Annotated in this window: 22 protein-coding genes; 6 read left to right on the forward strand and 16 right to left on the reverse strand. The window is 42.6% G+C overall.

Going from position 1 to position 24,053, the window contains the following annotated elements; genetic code table 11:
* Positions 1-8: 8 nt before the first annotated feature.
* Together PYW33_RS05870 and PYW33_RS05875 are read right to left on the reverse strand one after the other, a co-directional pair.
* Positions 9-1,679: an FMN-binding glutamate synthase family protein gene (locus PYW33_RS05870; protein ID WP_004645422.1), complete on the reverse strand. Its 1,671-nt coding sequence runs from the start codon at positions 1,677-1,679 to the stop codon at positions 9-11.
* 501 nt (positions 1,680-2,180) lie between these two features.
* Positions 2,181-3,188 carry a helix-turn-helix transcriptional regulator gene (locus tag PYW33_RS05875; RefSeq protein ID WP_004645421.1) on the reverse strand — a complete coding sequence of 336 codons (1,008 nt, stop codon included), beginning with the start codon at positions 3,186-3,188 and terminating at the stop codon, positions 2,181-2,183.
* Positions 3,189-3,428: 240 nt separating this feature from the next.
* Here PYW33_RS05875 and PYW33_RS05880 point away from each other — a divergent pair, with 240 nt between their 5' ends.
* From PYW33_RS05880 to PYW33_RS05900, 5 genes are all read left to right on the forward strand, one after another.
* On the forward strand, positions 3,429-4,988 hold the full coding sequence (locus PYW33_RS05880; RefSeq protein WP_004645420.1) for a circularly permuted type 2 ATP-grasp protein: 1,560 nt from the start codon (positions 3,429-3,431) through the stop codon (positions 4,986-4,988).
* A gap of 23 nt (positions 4,989-5,011) precedes the next feature.
* Positions 5,012-5,614, forward strand: a complete 603-nt coding sequence (locus PYW33_RS05885; RefSeq protein WP_004645419.1) for an alpha-E domain-containing protein — start codon at positions 5,012-5,014, stop codon at positions 5,612-5,614.
* Entirely contained in the window at positions 5,611-6,390 is a 780-nt protein-coding gene (locus PYW33_RS05890; RefSeq protein ID WP_004645418.1) for a transglutaminase family protein, read from the forward strand. Before PYW33_RS05885 ends, PYW33_RS05890 begins: the two co-directional genes overlap by 4 nt.
* A gap of 13 nt (positions 6,391-6,403) precedes the next feature.
* The gene (locus PYW33_RS05895) at positions 6,404-7,138 is read left to right on the forward strand and encodes a proteasome-type protease (protein WP_004645417.1); all 735 of its coding nucleotides are present in this window, start codon (positions 6,404-6,406) and stop codon (positions 7,136-7,138) included.
* Positions 7,139-7,218: 80 nt separating this feature from the next.
* Positions 7,219-7,650: a BLUF domain-containing protein gene (locus tag PYW33_RS05900; RefSeq protein WP_004645416.1), complete on the forward strand. Its 432-nt coding sequence runs from the start codon at positions 7,219-7,221 to the stop codon at positions 7,648-7,650.
* Between the two features lie 45 nt (positions 7,651-7,695).
* Here PYW33_RS05900 and alr read toward each other — a convergent pair whose 3' ends face one another.
* The 12 genes from alr to ppsA form a co-directional block, all read right to left on the reverse strand.
* On the reverse strand, positions 7,696-8,766 hold the full coding sequence (gene alr, locus PYW33_RS05905) for an alanine racemase (protein WP_004645415.1): 1,071 nt from the start codon (positions 8,764-8,766) through the stop codon (positions 7,696-7,698).
* A gap of 49 nt (positions 8,767-8,815) precedes the next feature.
* Positions 8,816-10,258, reverse strand: a complete 1,443-nt coding sequence (dnaB, locus tag PYW33_RS05910) for a replicative DNA helicase (RefSeq protein WP_004645414.1) — start codon at positions 10,256-10,258, stop codon at positions 8,816-8,818.
* 216 nt (positions 10,259-10,474) lie between these two features.
* Positions 10,475-10,921, reverse strand: coding sequence for a 50S ribosomal protein L9 (gene rplI / locus PYW33_RS05915; protein ID WP_004645413.1), 447 nt, complete (start codon positions 10,919-10,921; stop codon positions 10,475-10,477).
* Positions 10,922-10,930: 9 nt separating this feature from the next.
* On the reverse strand, positions 10,931-11,158 hold the full coding sequence (gene rpsR, locus PYW33_RS05920; RefSeq protein WP_004278792.1) for a 30S ribosomal protein S18: 228 nt from the start codon (positions 11,156-11,158) through the stop codon (positions 10,931-10,933).
* Between the two features lie 12 nt (positions 11,159-11,170).
* On the reverse strand, positions 11,171-11,557 hold the full coding sequence (gene rpsF, locus PYW33_RS05925) for a 30S ribosomal protein S6 (protein WP_004278789.1): 387 nt from the start codon (positions 11,555-11,557) through the stop codon (positions 11,171-11,173).
* 438 nt (positions 11,558-11,995) lie between these two features.
* A complete protein-coding gene (gene cyoE, locus PYW33_RS05930; protein ID WP_004645412.1) occupies positions 11,996-12,874 on the reverse strand; it encodes a heme o synthase in 879 nt (292 codons plus the stop codon).
* A 10-nt stretch (positions 12,875-12,884) separates the two neighbouring features.
* Entirely contained in the window at positions 12,885-13,211 is a 327-nt protein-coding gene (locus tag PYW33_RS05935) for a cytochrome o ubiquinol oxidase subunit IV (protein WP_004645410.1), read from the reverse strand.
* Positions 13,211-13,831 carry a cytochrome o ubiquinol oxidase subunit III gene (cyoC, locus tag PYW33_RS05940; protein WP_004278786.1) on the reverse strand — a complete coding sequence of 207 codons (621 nt, stop codon included), beginning with the start codon at positions 13,829-13,831 and terminating at the stop codon, positions 13,211-13,213. The genes PYW33_RS05935 and cyoC overlap by 1 nt, the downstream gene beginning before the upstream one ends.
* Before the next feature lie 4 nt (positions 13,832-13,835).
* Entirely contained in the window at positions 13,836-15,824 is a 1,989-nt protein-coding gene (cyoB, locus tag PYW33_RS05945) for a cytochrome o ubiquinol oxidase subunit I (protein ID WP_004645409.1), read from the reverse strand.
* A gap of 3 nt (positions 15,825-15,827) precedes the next feature.
* Entirely contained in the window at positions 15,828-16,922 is a 1,095-nt protein-coding gene (cyoA, locus tag PYW33_RS05950) for a ubiquinol oxidase subunit II (protein WP_004645408.1), read from the reverse strand.
* Positions 16,923-17,220: 298 nt separating this feature from the next.
* A complete protein-coding gene (locus PYW33_RS05955) occupies positions 17,221-18,018 on the reverse strand; it encodes an RDD family protein (protein WP_004645407.1) in 798 nt (265 codons plus the stop codon).
* 419 nt (positions 18,019-18,437) lie between these two features.
* Positions 18,438-20,816 carry a phosphoenolpyruvate synthase gene (gene ppsA / locus PYW33_RS05960; protein WP_004278782.1) on the reverse strand — a complete coding sequence of 793 codons (2,379 nt, stop codon included), beginning with the start codon at positions 20,814-20,816 and terminating at the stop codon, positions 18,438-18,440.
* 154 nt (positions 20,817-20,970) lie between these two features.
* Between ppsA and ppsR the strand changes: the two genes are divergently transcribed.
* Positions 20,971-21,807, forward strand: coding sequence for a posphoenolpyruvate synthetase regulatory kinase/phosphorylase PpsR (gene ppsR, locus PYW33_RS05965; RefSeq protein ID WP_004278781.1), 837 nt, complete (start codon positions 20,971-20,973; stop codon positions 21,805-21,807).
* A 246-nt stretch (positions 21,808-22,053) separates the two neighbouring features.
* Here ppsR and PYW33_RS05970 read toward each other — a convergent pair whose 3' ends face one another.
* Entirely contained in the window at positions 22,054-22,617 is a 564-nt protein-coding gene (locus tag PYW33_RS05970; RefSeq protein ID WP_004645405.1) for an NAD(P)/FAD-dependent oxidoreductase, read from the reverse strand.
* A gap of 348 nt (positions 22,618-22,965) precedes the next feature.
* Positions 22,966-23,970: an LLM class flavin-dependent oxidoreductase gene (locus PYW33_RS05975; protein ID WP_004645403.1), complete on the reverse strand. Its 1,005-nt coding sequence runs from the start codon at positions 23,968-23,970 to the stop codon at positions 22,966-22,968.
* Positions 23,971-24,053 lie beyond the last annotated feature (83 nt).

The following is a 24,053-nucleotide window of genomic DNA, read 5'->3' on the forward strand; positions in this document are numbered from 1 at the left end:
TTATCGATTTAAAATTTTTCTAATTGGGCCAAATTCCACATCCGGAAGTAGAAGTTCTCCTCATCCTTATTTTCACAGGACAATAGTTCGCCTTCTTTCAGCCAGAAATGAATCTGCGCAAAGTTCTTTATTTCGTGATTATTCACACGTTGTGCCAGATGATGCGCCTTAATGGCTGAAGGGTGTTTCAGACCTGCGGAAGCAATCAGTTCAGACAGAGCATGTAAGGTGTTTTTATGAAAATGAAATACCCGTTCGGCCTTGGTCGGCACATGTAAGGCTTTCTGGCGATCTTTATCCTGGGTCGTGACCCCAACCGGACATTGATTGGTATGACAGCTTTGAGCCTGAATACAGCCCACTGCAAACATAAAGCCCCGGGCCGAGTTGACCCAGTCTGCACCAATGGCAAGCGTACTGGCAATATCGAATGCACTAATTATTTTACCACTTGCACCAATTTTGATCTTATCTCTCAATCCTGCACCAACAAGGGTATTGTGTACAAACAGCAAACCTTCTCTTAAAGGGGCGCCAACATAGTCAATTAATTCAATGGGTGCAGCTCCCGTTCCACCTTCAGAGCCATCAACCACAATAAAATCTGGGTAGATCTGGGTATGTAACATGGCTTTGACCATGCTCATAAACTGCCACGGCTGACCCAGACACAGCTTAAATCCGACCGGTTTTCCGTTGGAAAGTTCACGTAATTTTTGTATGAAATGCATCATTTCAATCGGCGTGCTAAATGCCGGATGACTCGAAGGTGAAACACAATCATGATCACGGCTGATGCCTCGAATTTGGGCAATTTCTTCCGAAATTTTACTTTTAGGTAAAATACCGCCGTGGCCAGGTTTTGCGCCTTGCGAAAGCTTGATTTCAATCATCTTCACTTGGGGTAATTTCGCTTGTGCAGCAAAACGTTCCGGATCAAACTGCCCATCTAAAGTACGGCAGCCAAAATAACCACTGCCAATTTCCCAGACCAGATCGCCGCCATATTCCAGATGGTAGGGACTGATACTGCCTTCACCTGTATCATGGAAAAAATCACCTTTTTGAGCACCGAGGTTAAGTGCCCGTATCGCATTAGCACTCATGCTGCCAAAACTCATGGCTGAAATATTTAAAATAGAAGCTGAAAAGGGCTGGGTACATTGCTCATTTCCAATCAGGATACGAAAAGTCTGCGGATCAGCAACTTTGCAGGGCGTGATGGAATGACTAACAAAGCGGTAATTATCTTCATAGACATTCAGAATCGAGCCGAAAGGTTTATCTGAATTTTCATTTTTTGCCCGCTGATACACCAGACTGCGTTGCATACGGGAAAAAGGCAGTGCGTCCCGGTCGGCTTCAATAAAATACTGACGAATCTCGGGACGGAATTCCTCAAAGATAAAGCGGAAATGTCCCATAATGGGATAATTTTTCAGAATGGAATGCTTATTTTGTAGTACATCATACAAACCCAGCAAACTCAGCAGAATGCTCAGGATCCATAGGGTATTCACTAACGTTTGCGGCATAAAATAATAGATATAACGCGGTGAATAACCGATATGAAATGTAGTAAAAATCACTGCAATCAGAATGCAGGCAAACCAGACCGAATGGCGGGAAAAGAAAGTATTGAGCAGCTTGTGACGTACTAATTGAGCAGGGTTAGCCATTGTAAAATTAAGTCCCTATTTCTACTTCTATAGGGCTTTATGATGTGCAGAGCGAGGTATCTTATACAAGCAGAGAATTGTTATTCGATTTTATAAACTTGCCGAAAATGCTATTAAGCCAGACAATGAATCGGCAGCGATTACAGATAAATTTTACGGAAAAAGTTCTATAGAAAAAATCTGCAAAAGACATGCATTCTATTTATTTCACAAGTAAGGCGGATGACTTTATAGTCGGTTTATTCACTACATAGGAGTCTTAAACCATGACCAAAAAATCCATTCGCTTTAATAATGCTGAACTGGCTTGCTCATGTCTCAGTCATTTTTAAATATTGATGTTTCATCCAAGCTGCATTTCGGGGTGTTAAAGAAAAGCAGCCTGGCACAGCGGCAGATCACCACAACAAGAACAAAAATATAAGCATAATTCTCCAGTCCCCAATTTGGGGATTTTTTTATTCCGGAATACATAAAAGAATCTGGATGAAGCCTGTGTGGTTAAGGGTTTTCCTCATCCAGTTGATCGACTGCATTGGCTACAATACTCGGTTCAATATGTTTAATCTTTTTACCAAAGCTGCGTAACCACCAGACCAGTTGTGAAGTAAATGGCACGGTAGAAATGATCAGCGACATACCATTGTCCATTTTTTCAATCTTCTGGTCTTTGCTGAGCTGGCTTTCCTCAAAATAATGTGCATCCGATTCCGACATCCTGAGTTTTAGCGTGACATTTTCAGTAGGGTGGTTGAAGTCCACCCGGAAGCCCAGCGCACCAGAATCAATATACTCATCAATATCGAAATTGACCGGATGCAAGGCACGTGAATTCAGCACGACGGCCGATTTAAAGCGGTGCAGGGCAAAGGTCTGGATATCGGACTTGTCATGACGGGTACACACCAGATAAATGATTGACCCTTTTTGTACCAATGCCAGAGGATTGAGAATATAGGTTTTTTCTTCGCTGTTATGACCACGGCCCTGATACACACATTCCAGTTGTTTGTCCTGTAACAGGCCTTCATACACCGCTTGCTGCGCGGCCTTATCTACCACAGGTGGAATCAGCGGTTGGGTGGCCGGAACAATGCGTACGCGGTTAATCCATTGCCGGACATTGTTCTGGGAAGAAAGACTGCGTCGTGCCAGATCAAACCACGGATTCATTTCCTCGATCAGGCTCGGTGGCAACAGATGTTTTAAGTGTTCTTCGACCATCATGAAAGTGACCGCTTGCGAGCTGGTCATATGCGGCAAACTTTGCAGCGGCGCATCTGAACGCCAACGCCAGCCTTGCGGCGTGGTTTTACTGCTTTCAATCGGAAAGCGTTGCGCAATCTGATTCAGGTCACGCTGAATGGTGCGCAGACTGATATCAATGCCTTCGCGATTCAGGATTTCCTGTAATTCACGTGTTCCCATCCATTTGCCGGTAGAAAGACGCGACAAGATTTGCCATTGGCGATATAGACTGTTTGAAGTTTCTTTTTCTTGTGCTGACATAATTTATTTTGCTGGCAATAAAGAATAGGGGATTTAGGCTTAGCTTAACACAATAAAAAAACTCTCATTTTTTCGCAAGTCCCTCTGTGCAACATTTGTCCTACAATTCTAAAACAACTTGGTCGAAAATAGCATTGAGTTCATTGGGCATTTATTAGATTAATGGTAATTGAAATGCAGATGTCATGGCATGGATATTGCTTTGATTTAATTATAATAGATGATAATACGAGGGTTTGTATGCTTAAAGGAAATCAGGATACAAATGTGATTGAAACAATTGATAAATTTAGTTCCCAGAATATTGGAAAAAATTTTATAGACACTAAAACTACAGCGGTATCTACTACAACAAACCCACAACTTTTACTGCAGCAGTTATCTTCAAAGTTCTTTAATGAAATGCAGGATGAACATGTGCTGTCCAGTCAGGCAGGTCAAAGACTGGAAGAATGGTTATCTCAACATACGCTGGATGAACTCAATGCACTGAATCAGGTAGCAAAAGAACATTTTTTAAATCACGGTATTACCTTTACCGTTTATGGCGATGAAGAAGGCGTAGAACGCACTATTCCCTACGATATCATTCCGCGAGTCATAGACCGGAAACAGTGGAATATGGTGGCTTTAGGCTCGGCACAACGGGTACGGGCGCTAAATTTATTCTTACATGATATTTATCATCAACAGGACATTTTAAAAGCCAATATCATTCCTGAGTTGCAGATTTTAACTCATGAAGCCTATCAGCCGCATATGTATCAACATAGCTTGAAAGGCGGGATTTATAGCCAGATTAGCGGGATCGATGTGATCCGTGATTCCAAGGGCGAGTTTTATGTCTTAGAAGATAATCTCAGAACGCCATCTGGCGTGTCTTATATGCTGGAATGCCGCAAGATCAGTGAAAAACTGATGCCGAAAGTATTCGAGCAGTCCAAGATTGCCGGAATCGAGCAATATCCACAATTATTAAAAGAAATCCTGATCGAAAATGCTTATGTCGACAAGCCATTTGTGGTGGTACTGACCCCAGGACGTTTTAATAGTGCTTACTATGAACATTCTTTCCTTGCAAGAGAGATGGATGTGCCATTAGTAACATCACGTGACCTTTTTGTTGATGACTCGAAGGTTTATGTAAAAACCATACGTGGTCGCCAACGAGTCGATGTTATTTATAGACGGGTCGATGATGCGTTTCTTGATCCCTTATGCTTTAAACCGGATAGCACTTTGGGTGTGGCTGGCTTGATGTCAGCTTATTTGCAAAATAATGTTGTGATTGCCAATGCACCGGGAACCGGTGTGGCAGATGACAAATCGGTTTATCCATATGTCGACAAAATGATTCATTTTTATTTGGGCGAGCAGCCAATTCTAAAAAATGTTCCGACTTATCAATGTCGTAATTCTGAAGAATTAGACTATGTCGTGGCTCATCTGGATCAACTGGTGGTGAAAGAAGCGCAGGGTTCGGGCGGTTATGGCATGCTCATTGGACCACAAGCGTCTAAACAGCAAATTGAAACTTTCAGGGAGAAAATTTTAGCTGCGCCGCATTTATATATTGCGCAGCCAACTTTGGACTTATCGGTTAGTCCGACTTTGACCAATTTTGGTATTGCTGAACGTCATATCGACTTACGCCCATTTGTATTAAGTTCGCCTTATCGTACTGAAATCGTACAGGGTGGCTTGACACGTGTAGCGATGCAACCTGGTTCACTGGTGGTGAATTCATCCCAGGGTGGCGGTATTAAAGATACCTGGGTAGTCGACAATTTACATTCATAAAATTCCAAAGAAGGAAAAATGTCATGGTTTTGCTAAATAGCAATGCAAAACATATTTTTTGGTTAGGGCGCTATTTAGCCCGCACACATTTTTTATGTGCCCGCTTTCCATTTTTAGAAGATGAAGCGGCTTTAACCTATGCACACGCCTTTTGTTTACCTGCTTTCGATGCCAGCTCCTTAAACGAGCTGCTACTCGATCCTACTCAACTGGCATCTTTTAGCCAGCAGTTAGGAATTGCCAAAGATAATATTCAGGAGTTGCGCGGAGTATTGTCGGCATCAGGCTATGCGGAGATGATGAAGCTGATCAAAACTGCAGACAAAAATGCCGGTTATATTTGTGAAGTAGTGAATGAATGTGAAGAGATTCTGGAAGCGGAGTCTTCCGATATCTTTCTGTTTTTTAGTTTAGGCCAGTGTGTAGAACAGCTTGATCATCATTTGCGTCTGGGTGAGGAAACTGGTACTACACTGGGTAAAATTGATTATATCGTCAAAATTTTGGTGGAAATGGGCTGGGGCGATCTGGAACAGTACTGGGAACAGTTGCGTGCAGAGCCAAACCGGATTGAATTCTATCAGTTTAGCGACCATATTCATCAACTGTTTGAGGCAGATGTATGAAATTGATGGTGAATCACCAAACCCATTATATGTACACGGCCGAGGTGAGGAACAGTATTCAGTACATCAAAATGATGCCTTCGAACAATGCGCATCAGCGGGTGCATTCGTGGGATATCAGTGTACCTGGTTATAAACAGATAAGAAAAGATGCATTCCAAAATTTGTGGATGACCTGTAACCAGCGCGAGCCGTACTATTCCTTAACCATTATGGCACAGGGGATTGTCGAGCTGAATCCTGCACATCAGAGTGGGTTGAATGATTCAATCAATCCCAATCTTTTTTTACAGCCGACCGAATCGACCCAGTGTAATGTAGCAATGAAGGATTTTGCACAACGTCATGTCCCTGTATTAAGCCGTCAGCATCTGATTGGGTTGGCACAGGCATTGCTGGAGCATGTACCTTATATTTCCAACAGCACTTCTGTACAAGGCACAGCAATAGATGCCTTTGAGTCCAGACAGGGGGTTTGTCAGGATCATAGCCATATTTTTATTGCCATGTGTAAATATCTGGGTTTACCTGCCCGTTATGTGTCTGGTTATTTATATGCACAAAATGCCTCGCATCTGGCCAGTCACGCTTGGGCCGAGGTGTTTGTAGACCAGACATGGTATTGTTTTGATGTCAGTAATTTGCTGTTCACTCCAAGTTCGCATGTTTATGTGGCAATTGGACGGGATTATTGGGATGTGGCACCGGTACGCGGTGTAAGAGAGATGGGCGGTGTGGAATCCATGCTTTCCAGCGTTCAGGTGCTAGGATGTTAATAAGGACGAACTAATGACGTATTGTTGTGCATTGCGTTTAGAGCAAGGTATGCTATTTATCAGTGATACCCGGACCAATGCCGGAGTAGATCACATCTCTGTATTTCGAAAGCTATACACCTTCGGAGTTCCTGGGGAACGTATGATCGTGATACAGGCATCCGGCAATCTGGCAACCACCCAAGCCGTGATCGGACATATCAAAAATCAGCTTGAACTGAAGCAGGAACCTAATATATTGAGCCTGCATACCATGTTTGATGTCGCGGAACTGGTGGGAAGCATGCTGAAAAAAGTAATTGCCAACGTCACGAGCGATATTTCAGAACAGAGCAATTATTATTGTAATCTGCTGGTGGGTGGACAACTCAAAGACCAGGATATGCAGCTTTATCATGTTTATCCGCAGGGAAATTTTATCTGTGCGACACGAGATACACCATATTTCCAGATTGGCGAAAGCAAATATGGCAAGCCAATCCTGGATCGCGCGCTGACTTATGATATGCCGCTGGATGAAGCCTTGCGCTGTTCCCTGATTTCATTTGCATCTACCTTGCGCTCTAATGTTTCAGTTGGTATGCCACTCGATGTACTGGTCTATAAAAAGGACAGTCTGATGATGCCGAGAGGTAAGCGTATTGCTGAAGATGACGAGTATTTCACGGCAATCAGCCGGCAATGGTCAGAAACCTTGAAAAAAGGACTGGCAGAACTTCCGGTTCCATCTAATGAGTATTTCTTGTAAAAACCTATCGTAGGTCCGGTTTTTCACGTACAGTGTTAACTTCTATGCGTCAGGCATAATAAAAAAAGAGAAGTTAGCACATGTACCAATTTTGTTACGCCAGTAAAAGCACTTCTCCCAAAACTGATTTGCTTGAAGATTTAGCGAATATTTTGAAAGAGGCTCGTGATTTTAATTACCAGCATCAAGTTACAGGTGTACTGTATTTTGCTGATGGTTATTTTTTTCAATGTCTGGAAGGTGAATGTCTTACTTTAAAAAGTCTGCTGGTCGAGAGGCTGAATAAAGATCCTCGCCATCAGGACATTAAACTATTTGAAACCAAGGAAATTGAATATCCGAGTTTCCCGGACTGGTCGATGAAATATATTTCTAAACGCAGTCAAATCCAGCAATTCTGTCAGGACATGGGATTTAATGACTTTAACCCTTTTGCATTTCAGCAAAGTCATGTTGATGCTCTATTGCTGCAATTATGTGTAGAGCAAGGTGAAGAACAAAAGTCAGCCTAAATAAAGCCCAACACTGGTTGGGCTTTTTTGGATCTTTAGATTAAATCAGATTACTTTACGTCGTGCCCGATTGCTGAGTCGGCATAATAGTTCATAACCAATCGTACCATTGGCTGTCGCCACATCATCCACCAGACGGGTTTTCCCCCAAAGTTCGACTTCTGTACCTAATTGCACTTCTAATCCTGTGACATCAATAGCGATCATATCCATCGCTACGCGGCCAATCACGCGAGTTTGCTGACGATTGATTGCGACATAGTTCTGTTTGGGGAAAGCACGAGGATAGCCATCACCATAGCCAATTGAAACAATGGCCAAAGTCATGTCCTGATCTGCGGTGAACGTCGAACCATAACCGACATGCTCACCCGCTTGAATATCATTCAAGGCAATAATTTCAGCTGTAAAGGTCATAACCGGTTTTAAATCCAGGTCATGTACATCACGGTCTGCAAAGGGCGTCGCACCATAGAGCATAATCCCGGGACGGACATAGTCAAAATGCAATTCTGGATATTTATAGATTGCAGCCGAGTTACAGCATGAACCCATGAGTGGTGCACAGTCATTTTTCACTTCAAGGAACTGCTGGATTTGCTGTTCATTCAATGGATGATCGGCATCTGCATTGGCAAAGTGCATGGCAAGTACACAAGTAAAGCCTTCAGCTTTCAACTGATTGATCACGGTTTTAATCACATCAATTTTAAAGCCTAGACGGTTCATGCCGCTGTTCAGTTTGACCCAGACTTTTAGGCCTTTGGCGATATAGGTCTCTTTATGAGCCAGTAACCAGTCGAGTTGGGCCTGATGATGTACCACAACTTCAATATTCTGATCGATTACAAGCTGCATTTCATCGGCTGAAAAAATACCTTCGATGAGCGTGATCGGCTGTAAATAGCCCAATTCACGAATTTCCAAGGCTTCTTGCAGGCAGGCGACACCAAAGGCATCGGTTTCGCTTAAGGCTGCTAAGCAGTCTTTAACTCCGTGTCCATAAGCATTGGCTTTCACCATGCTGACGATTTTCGCGGTTGGGGCAAGTTGTTTGACACGGTTTAAATTATATTGCAGCGCAGCACTGTCAATATAAACTGTAGCTTGACGCACCCTAAATTACTCCTAGAGGGACGATGGAAATGTGATGACGAGAGCCTGATTACTCTTCATCATCATACTGAGCATAGAACTCAGGCGAGAGATTACTAAAGCGGGTATATTGACCTTCGAATGCCAGACGCACGGTACCAATCGGGCCGTTACGCTGTTTGCCGATAATGATTTCAGCGGTGCCAGCTTCCTTGGATTCTTTGTTATAAACCTCATCACGGTAAATAAACATGATCAAGTCGGCATCCTGCTCGATCGCACCGGATTCACGCAAGTCGGACATCACCGGGCGTTTGTTTGGACGGTTCTCCAGCGATCGGTTGAGCTGCGACAAGGCAATTACCGGACACTGCATTTCCTTCGCCAAGGCTTTTAAGCTTCGGGAAATTTCCGAGATTTCGCCAACACGGTTATCACCCATGCCAGGGACTTTCATCAGCTGCAGGTAATCGACCATGATACAGCCTAGTTTTCCGCCATGCATTTTGGCAATACGACGCGCACGGGCACGTAATTCTGTCGGTGGAAGCGCAGAAGAATCATCGATATACAGATTTTTTTCTTGTAAATGCACAATGGTACTGGTGACTTTTGACCATTCATCACTGTCCATTTTACCGGAACGTAAATGTCCCTGATGCACGCGACCAAATGAAGAAATCAAACGCATGGCGATCGAGTCGGCTGGCATCTCCATTGAATAGACCAGAGCAGGCAGGTTGTTATTGAATAAAACACTTTCGACCAGATTCATGGCAAAGGTGGTTTTACCCATGGATGGACGCGCCGCGACAATAATTAAATCGCCAGATTGCATACCGGAAGTTTTGTTATCCAGTTCTACAAAACCAGTAGTTAAACCGGTAATGCTGCCTTCCATTTGTGACAGTTCATTTAATTTATCAAATACGTCTGCAACCACCGAGTTGATCGGCTTAGGGCCTTGTGCTTTGGCATTGTTATTATGCTGTTCGGCAATCGAGAAAATATTGGTCTCAGCCAGATCCAGAATTTCACTTACTGTGCGGCCTTTGGTGTCATAGGCATTTTGTAAAATTTCAGAGCTGACTTTAATCATGCTGCGCAGGGTAGCAAACTCTTTAATTTTCCCAGCATAAGTTTCCAGGTTATAGAAACTCGAGGGTGAATCTGCCATCAGTTGCATCAAATACTCTTCGCCACCAATGGCATCGAGCAAGTTTTGTTTGATGAGCCAGTCATGTACCAGAACCGCATCATAAGGTGAGTTTTCTTTAGAGAGTTGTTCAATGGCACGGAAAATATATTTATGTCGGGTAGCATAAAAATCATTTTCGGTCAGCACATCACCGACCTGCTCAAAAGATTCAGCCACAGTCATAAGGGCAGCAAGTACAGCCTGTTCAATTGCTAAATTGTGTGGCGGAGTACGGAACTCCTTGAGATTGCTATTTTCAGTAACAATTTCCGGTTTAGCAGGAGCTACCTTTTTGCTGGCATTCGCCTGTGACATATAAATCCCTGATTTTAAATACAATGGTTAAATATCGTCGGAGATGAATAGCGTTTATTCACTACGAGATGAAATGATACGCGCTCTGATCAAAAATGCGAAGTGCAATTTTTTGTAAACACGAATAATAAAATGAATTTGACAGTGTTGGCTAGATTATATTTTTTAGAGATAAAAAAAGAGCATGCTTTCGCATGCTCTTTTTGAGGCGAGAAATTACTCAGCTACGATAGTAACTAGAACTTCTGCAGTAACATCATGGTGCAATTGGATTGCGATGTTAAATTCGCCAGTGTGACGAAGCGCGCCATTTGGAAGACGTACTTCAGCACGGTCTACTTCTAGACCAGCATTTGTCAACGCGTCAGCGATGTCACGAGTACCGATAGAACCGAATAGTTTACCTTCATCACCAGCTTTCGCAGTGATAACGATGTTCACTTCGTTCAATTGGTCAGCACGTGCTTGAGCAGCAGCTAAAACATCAGCTTCAGCTTTCTCAAGTTCAGCACGACGAGCTTCAAAAGCAGCAGTATTTGATTCTGTTGCAGCAACTGCCATACCTTGTGGGATAAGGAAGTTACGGCCGTAACCAGCTTTAACTGAAACTTTATCGCCTAGTTTACCTAGGTTTTTAATGCGTTGTAATAAGATAATATCCACAGCTCAACCTCACTTATGATTGTCAGTGTAAGGGATCAAAGACAAGTAGCGAGCTTGTTTGATAGCTAGCGCTAATTGACGTTGGTAACGAGCTTTAGTACCTGTAATACGGCTAGGAACAATCTTGCCGTTTTCAGTGATGTACTGTTTTAAAGTGTCTATATCTTTGTAGTCGATGTACGTAACGTTCTCAGCTGTAAAGCGGCAGAACTTGCGACGACGGTAAAAACGTGCCATGTTATGTTCTCCTTAAGCTTCAGCAGAGTCTTGAGCGTGTTGTGCTTCTTCACGTTGAGCTTTACGCGCACGTTTTTCTTCAGCACTTTTAGCCAATAGTGACTCTTCAGTGATAGCGTTTTCACGACGGATGATAAGGCTACGAATGATTGCGTCGTTATAACGGAATAATTCTTCAAGCTCATCAAGAGTAGTTTGACCACACTCAACATTCATAAGAATGTAGTGAGCTTTGTGGATCTTGTTGATTGGGTAAGCCAATTGACGACGGCCCCAGTCTTCAAGACGGTGGATTTGACCTTCAGCTTCTTTGATGTGAGTTAGGTAGCGTTCTACCATACCAACTACTTGATCGCTTTGATCAGGGTGTACTAAAAGTACGATTTCGTAATGACGCATTGTCAGCTCCTTACGGTTTGGACAGCCCCAATTTAAGTAAATTGAAGCAAGGAGTCACAACCAAAGTTGTGTCGCAGTGTTTGCGAAGGGGGAATTGTAGTGATCTTTAAGGATAATTTCAACCAAATAAGAGATTTTTGCGAAATTATCTCTATAACCAGATCGATCATCAGAACCTGACTTTGGCTTTAAGCAAATTTGGACTGGTTAAATTCAGCACATGTATTGTTGCGAAGATCAAGCTTTACTTATCAGGCCAGAAAATCTAGAAAACTGAAGGATCGGAGTCTGGAACCAGAAAGATTGAATTTTCTAAGCGATCAGGAAGATCGAGGTTTAGCTTTATAAAGCCGAATTTTTGATTCTGCTCTACAACTATTGGAAGTAGGGGATTAAGAGAAATCAAAATAAAAAAAGATAGAGACTAACTCTATCTTTTTAAAAAAATACAATCTGTGTAGATGGCGCAGTTGAGGTAAAGCTAAAGATAATACTAATGACAGTAATCAGGATCACCGAGAACAAGAAATATTTCTTTGCCCAAAGTTGATCATTTTCAGCTTTAAATCCAATGACACCGATATACAACCAGTAAATGCACAGTAAGTTTAAAATCACTGCATAGAACCAGTTGGCATAACCAAAGACAAATAACGCATTCATGGTCAGCGTGAATAACACCACATAAACCAGTGATTCAATCTTGGTACGATGAATCGAACGTGCCACAGGCAAGATCGGAATGCCTGCATTTTTGTAATCATCAAAGCGGTAAATCGCAATCGCCCATGAGTGAGGCATTTGCCATAGCGCATAACCTAAAAAGATCAGTAACGCACCGAGGTCAAATTGATTGGCCACTGCGGTATAACCAATGACAGGCGGAGCTGCACCAGAAATACTGCCTACAACAGTTTGATGAATTGTGGTTCGTTTTGTCCATAGGCTGTAGAAACCAACATATACGACAAAACCAATCACCGCGAATAAGAAAGCGTACGCATTTACCCAGAACCATAAAAGACTAAAACCAGCGATGCCTAATACCAGGGCAAAGGCCAGGGCAACAGGTTCGGAAATGGTTTTGGTGACCAGAGCACGGTTTTGGGTGCGCTGCATTTTTTGGTCGATGTCCTGGTCAATCACGTTATTGACCACACATCCTGATGCTACGACAAGCGTAGTACCGAGAAGGGTAATAAGCAGGAGAAGGAAATCTACAGAACCTTGAGTGGCTACGAAGTAGCCACCCAAAGTGGTAACAAAGTTACCGAAGAGAATTCCTGGCTTAGTCAGGAATAAATACTTTTTCAGCATGACGACCAGTTTAGATCATCATGTTGTAGTGTAGGTAATTCATGATCCATACAGAACCCACTAAAAGAATAGCGATAGTTAAGATGGTATACACGAATGCAATCACGTTCCAGCGTTGCTCTGAAGAAGAGTTCATATGCAGGAAGTAAATTAACTGCACAAGAATCTGAGCAACCGCAGTAATCGCGATGACAGTAATCAAAATACCACGGCCAAAACCGCCTGCCATCACCATACCGAATGGAATTACGGTAAGGATGACAGAAAGGATGAAGCCGACGGTATATTGCTTAACGTTACCGTGTGATTCGCCAGCAGCGTTATGATCGTGACTCATTACAGAACTCCCATCAAGTAAACTACGCTGAATACACAGATCCAAACGATGTCAAGGAAGTGCCAGAACAAGCTTAGGCAAGCTAGACGACGCGTGTTTGCAAGAGTCAAACCATATTTCTTGATTTGAACCATAAGCACGATCATCCAGACCAGACCAGAAGTTACGTGAATACCGTGCGTACCTACCAAAGTAAAGAACGCAGATAAGAACGCACTTGTGCTTGGACCGTGACCCGCATGAACTAAATGATTGAACTCATATAGTTCCATGCCGATGAAGATAGCACCGAATACCCAAGTAATCGCTAACCAAGTCAGTACTTTTGCAACGTCTTTTTTGTATGCAGCAAGAACTGCAAAACCAAAGGTTACAGAAGAGATCAAGAGGGCGAAGGTTTCAGTAAGAACGAAACCTAAAGAGTCGCCAAACAGGTCTCTCGCACTTGGAGTACCCACAGGAATGTGGCTACTCAAAACAGCGAACGCAATGAAGAGTGTACCGAACAGGACAAGGTCACTCATCAAGTAAGTCCAGAAACCAAAGACGGTGATGTCAGTATCATCGTGATGATGATGCTCATCGTGTCCGTGGTTATCGTGATGAAGTACTTCAGCCATTGTCTTAGTCCTTCTTCAAGTGTTTTTCAAGAATCGCATAGCGTTCGTTTTCAATACGCTCAACTTCAGCAGCTGGAACATAGTAATCCACTTTCTTGGTGAAAGAAGACACGATGAAGCTAATGATAGAAGCAAGGAACGTAACAACTACTAACCACCAGATGTGCCAGATTAAACCGAAGCCCATAATAGTGATGAACATCGCGATAACGAAACCGGCAGCACGGTTAGTTGGCATATGAACATCTTCGTACTTCGTTGGTTTTGCATACGCAACACCATTTTCTTTCTCGATCCAGAAAGTATCAATACCATTGATCTTTGGAAGATGAGCAAAGTTATAGAACGGAGCAGGAGAAGATGTCGCCCATTCAAGGGTACGACCATCCCATGGATCGCCAGTCAAATCCAGACGTTGGTCACGTTGTAAGAAACCAACCACGATTTGCAGAATGAAACATACGATACCAAGCGCAATCAGAACTGCACCGAACATCGCGATATTTACATACGGGTCCCATTCTGGGTTGTCAAATGTATTCAAACGACGTGTCATACCCATGAAACCAAGGATATAAAGTGGCATGAACGCAAAGTAGAAACCGAAGAACCAGAACCAGAACGCTGCTTTACCCCAAGTCTCATTCAGTCTCCAACCGAACATTTTCGGCCAGTAGAAGATGATACCTGCGAACATCGCAAATACTACACCACCAATAATTACGTTATGGAAGTGAGCAATCAGGAATAAAGAGTTATGTACCAGGAAGTCCGCTGGTGGAACCGCCATCAATACACCTGTTAAACCACCGATACCGAAAGTTACCAGGAAGCCTAGTGTCCATAGCATTGGAGTAGTGTAAACAATACGACCCTTGTACATGGTGAATAACCAAGAGAAGATTTTCACACCTGTAGGAATCGCAATAATCATGGTCATGATACCGAAGAACGCGTTAACGTTGGCACCTGCACCCATGGTAAAGAAGTGGTGAACCCATACAACGAATGACAATACTGTGATTGCTACTGTTGCATACACCATTGATTTGTAACCGAACAATGCTTTGCGCGAGAAAGTCGCAACAACTTCAGAGTAAATACCAAATGCTGGTAATACCAAGATATATACTTCCGGGTGACCCCAAGTCCAAATCAAGTTCACGTACAACATCGGGCTACCACCCAAGTCGTTAGTAAAGAAGTGGAAACCGAAGTAACGGTCAAGCGTTAACATTGCAATTGTTGCAGTCAACACTGGGAAAGCCGCAATAATCAATACTGCTGTACATAAAGATGTCCAGGTAAAGATTGGCATTTCCATAAGTTTCATGCCAGGCGCACGCATTTTGATGATGGTAACGAAGAAGTTAACACCCGTTAATAGCGTACCCAGACCTGAAATTTGCAGTGCCCAGATATAGTAGTCCATACCTACGCCTGGAGAGTATTCAATGCCAGACAGTGGAGGGTATGCCATCCAGCCTGTTGCAGCGAACTCACCTAACGCGAGTGACACCATCATTAGACCCGCAGCACCGGCGAATAACCAGAAGCTGAGTGAGTTTAATAATGGAAATGCAACGTCACGTGCACCGATTTGAAGCGGTACAGAGATGTTCATTAAACCAACTACAAGACCCATTGCTACGAAGAAGATCATGATCACGCCATGCGCGGTAAAGATCTGATCGTAATGCTCAGGGTGTAAATAACCTTCGCCGCCACCTTTTGCAAGGAACTGCTGAAGACGCATCATGATCGCATCGGCGAAACCACGCACCAGCATGATGATCGATACGAACAGGTACATGATACCAATTTTTTTATGGTCTACAGATGTGAACCATTCGTTCCACAGGTAGCCCCATTTTTTGAAGTAGGTAATACCGGCAACAACTGCGATACCACCCAAGATCATCATTGCAACAGTTGCCAATACGATTGGATCGTAAGGAATTGCATCCGGACCTAACTTACCTAAGAAGCTCATGTCTTATTCTCCTTGAGAAGCAGTCGCATGTTCACCAGCTACATGAGCTTCAGAAGCAGACGCTTCATGAGCAACAGCATCAGTCGCTGCAGCTTCTACAGGAGCTGAATGGTCAGCACCGTGGTAGTTACTCATATACTTGTGAATCACAGATTCAAACAAACCTTGCTCTACAGAAGAGTAGTAAGTCACAGGATGTGGCTTAGTAGGGTAAGGCTTCATTGCTTCAGCAGCAGCCTTCTCTTCAGGAGTCTTAGCTCTTGCAATAATCGCTTCGATCTGGTGAACACCGCGGTTACCGTCACGTAAGCTTGCAAATTCAGCTTGGTCTAGAACAGTTTTTTGTACTGCATTAGGGTTAACTGAAGTACCGTTTCCTGCCTGAATAGCAGAAACCCATTCGGCAAACTGGGCATCAGTCACAGAATGTGCACGGAAGCGCATTTGTGAGAAGCCATAGCCTGAATAGTTTGAAGAGAAACCACGATAACCTTCAGCTGGACTAGTTTCATCAGCTAAGAAGTTAAGGTGAGTTTGCATACCTGCCATTGCATAAATCTGACCACTTAACGCCGGGATGAAGAACGAGTTCATCGTGAAGTTAGAGGTTAAACGAAGGCTTACCGGAGTTTGCTCTGGGAAACGTAATTCGTTAACAGTTGCAATGCCTTGCTCAGGATAGATGAAGATCCATTTAAATTGCTCAGCAATAACCTGAACAGTTAATGGCGCTTTATCTGCTTCAATTGGACGGTATGGGTCATACTTGTGGGAACCCCACCAAGTTAACCAAGCTAAAATACCAATAATAATGACAGGGATACCCCATACTACAATTTCAATCGCAGTAGAGTGTACCCATGTAGGTTTATAGTCTGCGTCTTTATTCGATGCACGATATTTCCAACCGAACCATAATGCCATGATGATTGATGGAATAACCACCAAAAGCATTAAGTAAATCGCAGTCATCATCAGGTTACTTTGACCTGCTGCAACTGGACCTTTAGAGTTCAGAAGTACCATATCACCACCACACCCAGTCAAGAGTGCAGTCATCGCAGATAAAGACAATACAGCTAAAATCGTTTGTCTCATTTTACAACCTCGGTGAAGAGTCCCATTCCCTAATTTAATATGGGATAGCGATTAAAGTGCACATGACAAAAAAGGCTGAATTTTACAAAACATCCTATTAATCACAATACACCGCTACGTTGTAGGGCATTATGCCTGAGATTCACGAACTAAGCTATATCTAGGGCGCTTTAAATGCCTGTAATAAAAACCGATTTTGCTGGTCTGAATTGGGGGGGATTTATGGGAATTTTATTTCAATTTCAAAGTTCTGTAATCAAAATGGGATGATATTCATCCCATTTTGTGTATTCCTGCACTATTGTTTCACAACTTGCGTTTTTGCGAGTTTATCGTGCAAGGTTTGACGTTTTTTGCCCAATCCGAAGGCCCAGTCAATAATTAAACTCAGTGGCATAAATACAATATTTAAAAATATGAAAAATACACTACGAATAGTGAAGGCGCGTAACAGGCTGGTCTTTTCACCTGATTCGGCATCTACAATTTTGATTTTCGTCAGCTTTTTACCAATACTTTGGCCTGATTTGGCAATCAGAAAGGCTTGAATGGCCAGCATGATAATCAAATAGACCGCTGTGGCAAGCCACGCCTGCTGAGAAAACATCTCAAACATTTGAGTCTGTAATTGTTGGGCCAGAGCAGGATCTGCATTGCTACTCAGCACGACATTCATGAATTCTTCATTCAGTTGTGCAAATCGGGTTTCCTGTTCAGGTGTAAAAAATGCAGTCAAAATGAAGGTTGCTGGTAACCACAGTAACACATCTACAATTTTGGCCAGTATACGGCTTGGAATACTGGCGAGTTCATTCTTTTGAGTCGCTGTTTGAGTATGAGGCTGTGAATAGGCCAAAGTCGTTGACTGATTGTTCTGGAATACCGGCGTTTCAGGTGTGACTGCGGGAACGACATAACCTTCAGGTTGATATACCGATTTTCCTTGGGTAAGTTCACCTAAGGCTTTCCACTCTGTCATGCCTTGATGCCATGCCAGGTCAGTCAGCATGACTTGTTGATTCGCCAGCATCTGATTCAATTGCTCGAGCGTATATGGACCAGCTTGTTGATTGTTTCGTGCCAAGTAAATCTGCATATAGACTGAATCTCAATATATAAATGTGAACTGATAATAGCTTTGATCAAGATTGTATTGAATTCTGTTTTGAAAACAAACATCCTCTTATCGTAAGATATAGATTAATTGAGGATTTTCAATCATATTTCTCATTAAAAATGCGCCCATACAAAATTGCAAGGATCACCACTCTTAAAAATATCTTCCCGAACATCCAATGGTTATTCATTATTATTGCCATTTTGATATGACTTTACTGTTGGTATTTGTTTGTCATTACAGTTTTCATGTGTTGATAAGCTTTGATTTAATTATATTTATAAATTCAATCGTTTATCTTGCGATTAGGCCTTTAATTATTAATTTTCAAACAGTAAATCATAATATCTATCTCATAAAAAAGACCCTATAAAAGGGTCTTTTTTATTCACAATTGCTTATGCTTTTTGCACTTTTTCCTCAGCCAGGAAGAACCAGGTTTCAAGTACCGAGTCTGGGTTTAAAGACACAGAGTCGATACCTTGTTCCATTAACCATTGTGCAAGATCTGGGTGATCAGAAGGACCTTGACCACAAATACCGACATATTTGCCAGCTTTACGGCATGCTTGAATTGCAAGAGAAAGCAACGCTTTAACCGCAGGATCGCGCTCATCAAATAGGTGAGAGACAATACCAGAGTCACGGTCAAGACCAAGCGTTAATTGTGTCAAGTCGTTTGAACCAATAGAGAAACCATCGAAATGTTCAAGGAACTGATCTGCCAATAAAGCATTGGTTGGAAGTTCACACATCATGATCACTTTAAGGCCGTTTTCACCGCGCTTAAGACCATTTAATGCAAGAAGTTCAATTACACGTTTCGCTTCAGCAACAGTACGAACAAATGGAATCATGATCTGGATATTGGTTAAACCCATTTCATCACGTGCCTTTTTCAATGCACGACATTCAAGTTCGAAGCAATCACGAAAGTTATCAGAAACGTAGCGACTTGCACCACGGAAACCTAGCATCGGGTTTTCTTCTTCTGGCTCGTATAATTTACCACCGATCAAGTTTGCATATTCGTTAGACTTGAAGTCTGACATACGAACAATGACTGGCTTGTCTGCAAATGCAGCAGCAAGTGTCGAGATACCTTCAACCAGTTTCTCTACATAGAATTCAATTGGAGATGCATAACCTGCAGTACGCGCCATGACTGCTGCACGTGTTTCACGTGGAAGGCTGTCAATATTGATTAATGCTTTCGGGTGAACACCAATCATACGGTTAATAATGAATTCAAGACGCGCCAGACCAATACCTGCGTTTGGAATTTGAGCAAAGTCAAATGCACGATCCGGGTTACCCACGTTCATCATGACTTTAAATGGAAGAGCAGGCATAGACTCAATTGAATTCTTTTGAATTTCAAAATCTAGTGCGCCTTCATAGATAAAGCCAGTATCACCTTCAGCACAAGACACAGTCACTTCCTGACCGTCTACAAGAACTTCAGTTGCATTACCACAACCCACGATTGCAGGAACACCAAGCTCACGTGCAATAATTGCTGCGTGACAAGTACGACCACCACGGTTTGTTACAATCGCAGCTGCACGTTTCATGACTGGTTCCCAATCCGGGTCAGTCATATCAGATACAAGAACATCACCGTCTTGTACTTTGTCCATTTCTTTAATCGACGTCACAATGCGGACTTTACCAGAACCAATGCGTTGACCGATTGAACGGCCTTCACAGATCACAGTACCGCGTTGTTTCAACAGATAGCGTTCCATGGTGCCGACATTTTCACGGCTTTTTACAGTTTCAGGACGCGCCTGAACGATGTAAATCTTGCCATCATCGCCATCTTTTGCCCACTCGATGTCCATTGGTGCACCGTAGTGGTTTTCAATGATCAGCGCTTGTTTAGCAAGTTCTTGTAATTCCTGGTCGTTTAAAGCGAACTGTTGGCGTTCAGCTTTTTCAACATCCACGACAACGACAGATTTACCTGCAGATGCTTCTTCACCATAAATCATTTTCTGGTGCTTAGAACCCAGGTTGCGACGAAGGATCGCGTGTCGGCCTGCATTTAAAAGCGGTTTAGAAATATAGAATTCGTCCGGGTTAACTGCACCTTGAACAACCATTTCACCCAAACCATAAGATGCGGTAATGAATACTGCATCACGGAAGCCTGATTCAGTATCTAGCGTAAACATTACACCGGCAGCACCAGTTTCTGAACGAACCATGCGTTGTACACCAGCGGACAGGGCAACTACATCATGGGCAAAGTTTTGGTGTACACGGTAAGAGATTGCGCGGTCGTTGTACAAAGATGCAAATACTTCTTTGATCGCGATCAGAACGTTATCGATACCACGAATGTTCAGGAAAGTTTCTTGCTGGCCGGCAAAAGAAGCATCCGGCAAATCTTCTGCAGTTGCAGAAGAACGAACGGCAACCGCGATGTCAGGGTTGCCGTTAGAAAGTTCTGCAAATGCTGTACGAACTTCTTGTTCTAATGCAGGCGTAAGTGGAGTATCCACAATCCATTGACGAATTTTTGCGCCAGTTTCAGCAAGTGCATTTACATCATCAACATTGAGTGCAGCAAGCTCTGCATTGATTTTAGCGTTTAGGCCACTTTGCTCGAGAAATTCACGGTAGGCATCGGCAGTCGTTGCGAAACCACCTGGCACAGATACACCAGCATTTGATAAGTGGCTGATCATTTCGCCTAGTGATGAGTTTTTCCCACCGACCAGCTCAACGTCGTGCTTCCCTAATTTTTCCAGACCAATTACGCGCGCTTCCAAAGTTGTTACTCCACTTTTGCAGTATTAATCACTATCTCGGCATGAGAGTATAGCAAATCATCTAGGTTTTTGATTTTACTAAGCGACAGTCATGTAAGATCGGTTTACTATAAAGATTATATAGCACTAAGACAAATGTTGGAGGAGAATTTTAATGTCGGAAGGTAAACAAATTCAGCGTAGTGTTTTCTTTATTTCAGATGGTACCGCCATCACCGCTGAAACCCTTGGACACTCGCTGTTAGCGCAGTTTCCGCATGTGAAATTTGACATTCATATTATCCCTTATATTAGTTCCGAAGAAGCGGCCACAAACGTGGTTGCAGAGATCAATGCAAGAGCTCAAATCGACGGTGAAAAACCGCTGGTATTTGATACCCTGGTTGATCCCTATGTGCGCGACATTATTAATACCGCAAATGCAGTAAATCTTGATGTATTTGAAGGACTTATTAGTAAGTTGGCTGATGAATTAGGCACGATTCCTACAACTTTAGTCGGGCAGACCCACGCGGTGACCGACTCTGAGTCCTACAAAGCTCGTATTGATGCTGTTCATTTTGCTTTAGACAATGACGACGGCGCACGTACCCGTCATTATGATAAAGCTGACCTGATCCTGATTGGTGTATCGCGTTCAGGTAAAACTCCGACCTCTATTTATCTGTCTTTGCAGTTCGGTATTCGCGTAGCAAACTATCCGCTAACTGAAGAAGATTTGGACGATAACCGCCTGCCAGCCGTGCTGCGACCGCATAAAAACAAGCTGTTTGGCTTGATGATTGATGCGGAACGCCTTGTGGCCATTCGTTCTGAGCGTAAGGCCAATAGCCGTTATGCCAGCTTTAGTCAGTGTCAGATGGAGTTGCGTGCGATTGAAGGGATTTATATTTCGGAAGGCATCAAGTACCTGAATGTGTCTGAAATGTCGATTGAAGAAATCTCAACACGTGTGTTGCAAATGACCGGTTTAAAACGTCGAATCGGTTAAGAAACCAGCCAGAGCCAAATTGCGGTTTGGCTCTGATTTATAGCTAAAAATTACAAGTAAGCATTGATTAATCGAAATAATGTATGATTTTTATAATTCTAAAAAAATACTAAATATCATGTTTAAAAATACCTTAGAGTATTCTTTGAACATTTTGTTGAATAAATCATCATGTTGGTTCTCGGAACTTAAATCAGACTCTCATTATCAGCTCATTAATTTCTTATCTTTACTTGTCAGTATAAGTTATTTTTCTGCTAAATAAGTATGAATAATGATATCGACCGGATGCTGTTCACCATTGATGCAATGAATCGTATTTTCCGAAATTTTTAAAATTGGCCAAGTAATCAGCTGGCAATTTTCACGCTGTAGGGCAGCATAATAATGATCTGATTTCAGATAAATTTTACGGGAAGATGCAAGATTTGGCATTAACTGGCGTCTTAGCCACAAATTCTGCACCTGATTTTCTAAAAACCGCAGAGAAAGCAAGCTTTTAATCCGGTTATTAAATAAGCGACGATTTTTACCAATCAGTGGATGATTAATAATCCGTTGCAGAATTCGATCGGAACCGGGCAGTACAAAAGCAGGATTAATCTGGAAAACTTTTACCGAACGGGCATGTTGACTGATTTTATCCAGCTGGCTCACGGTAAACTGATCCGTGCCAATAATCGCAATATCTTTATCTGTATAATCTAATTCTAACAGTTCGGAAGAGGGCACTTTAATTCCATTAAACTGCTGAAAATGTTCGGGGCGATTTTCAAAAATACCAGCGTGTGGATCCTGCTTGGTAGACATTAGAATTCCTTGAATTTATTTAATAATTAATTTTCTTTGTATGAGATATAAACAAAAACTCAAGCCAGGGTAAAGTGAAAAATTTAACTTAGACAGTCATCTATTTGAGCAAAATATAAAATCTGATTTTATTGAAGACTGAATAGATTTACATGCGATCCAAAAGGAATGACTTTTAACTTGCTGAGATGGATGAAGGAAAAGAAGTGAAGTGTTCGTTTAGGGAAGAAGTTTTTTAATGGAGGAGGTCGATAGAAATGCTTTTACTGATATATTTCTTTTGGTCATTTATCTTTAAAGATGAAAAACATCTACCCATTGCTGAGAATAGGTAGATGCAACTCTCATTTACTGACCATTTTTAATTTGCATTAATAGCTCAAAGTTGTGCAGGCGCTTGTCAGTGTCATAGATGTCACAAGTAAAGATAAACTCATCCACATCATATTTAGCCAAAAGCGATTCTAGCCCAGCTTTAACGGTTTCTTTGGAGCCGACCTGAGCCATGGCAAAGAAATTATCGACTGACATTTTTTCCGGCGGCGACCACAGACCTTTCATGGAGTCAATTGGTGCTTTAAGTTTCAGGCTTTGTCCACGAATCAGTGATAAAACCCGCTGATAGGCACTAGTCGCTAGATATTCTGCTTCTTCATCAGTATCTGCGACACAGGTCGGTACACCCATCGACACATAAGGACGATCCAGGTATTCAGAAGGTTCAAAGTTTTCACGATAAAGCTGAATGGCCTGACCCAGCATACGCGGGGCAAAATGCGAAGCGAAGGAATAAGGTAGACCAAGTTTCGCCGCTAATTGTGCACTAAACAGGCTGGAACCTAAAAGCCATACGGGTACGTGCGTACTTTGACCTGGCGTCGCTACGATACGCTGATGTGGTTCTGGATCTTTAAAATATTGCAGAATTTCCAGAACATCTTGTGGAAACTGATCTTCGGTTTCCTGACGGCCACGACGCAGGGCACGCATGGTCATTTGATCGGTACCTGGAGCACGGCCCAGACCCAGTTCAATCCGGTCCGGATAGAGCGTCGCCAATGTGCCGAACTGTTCAGCCACGACCAGCGGTGCATGGTTGGGCAACATAATTCCGCCAGAGCCTAAAGTTAAGGTTTTGGTATTCGCCAGTAAATAGCCTAAGAGAACTGCAGTTGCTGAACTGGCAATACCATCCATATTATGATGTTCTGCCAGCCACATCCGGCGATAACCCAATTTTTCTGCTGTTTGGGCAAGTTCCAGCGCATGGTTCAGCGCGAATTGAATGCTCTTGTCGTCACGAACAGGAACCAGTTCGAGTATAGAGAACTGGGTATCGTTAAGCGTACGCATAGTATTACTCTTAAATAAACATCTCTAAAAGCATACGACTTTAGAATGTATTTGTATATCGAAAAAAATCGATATAAGTGTAA

Origin of the sequence: Acinetobacter lwoffii, assembly GCF_029024105.1 — a bacterium.
Classification (GTDB): Bacteria; Pseudomonadota; Gammaproteobacteria; order Pseudomonadales; family Moraxellaceae; genus Acinetobacter; species Acinetobacter lwoffii.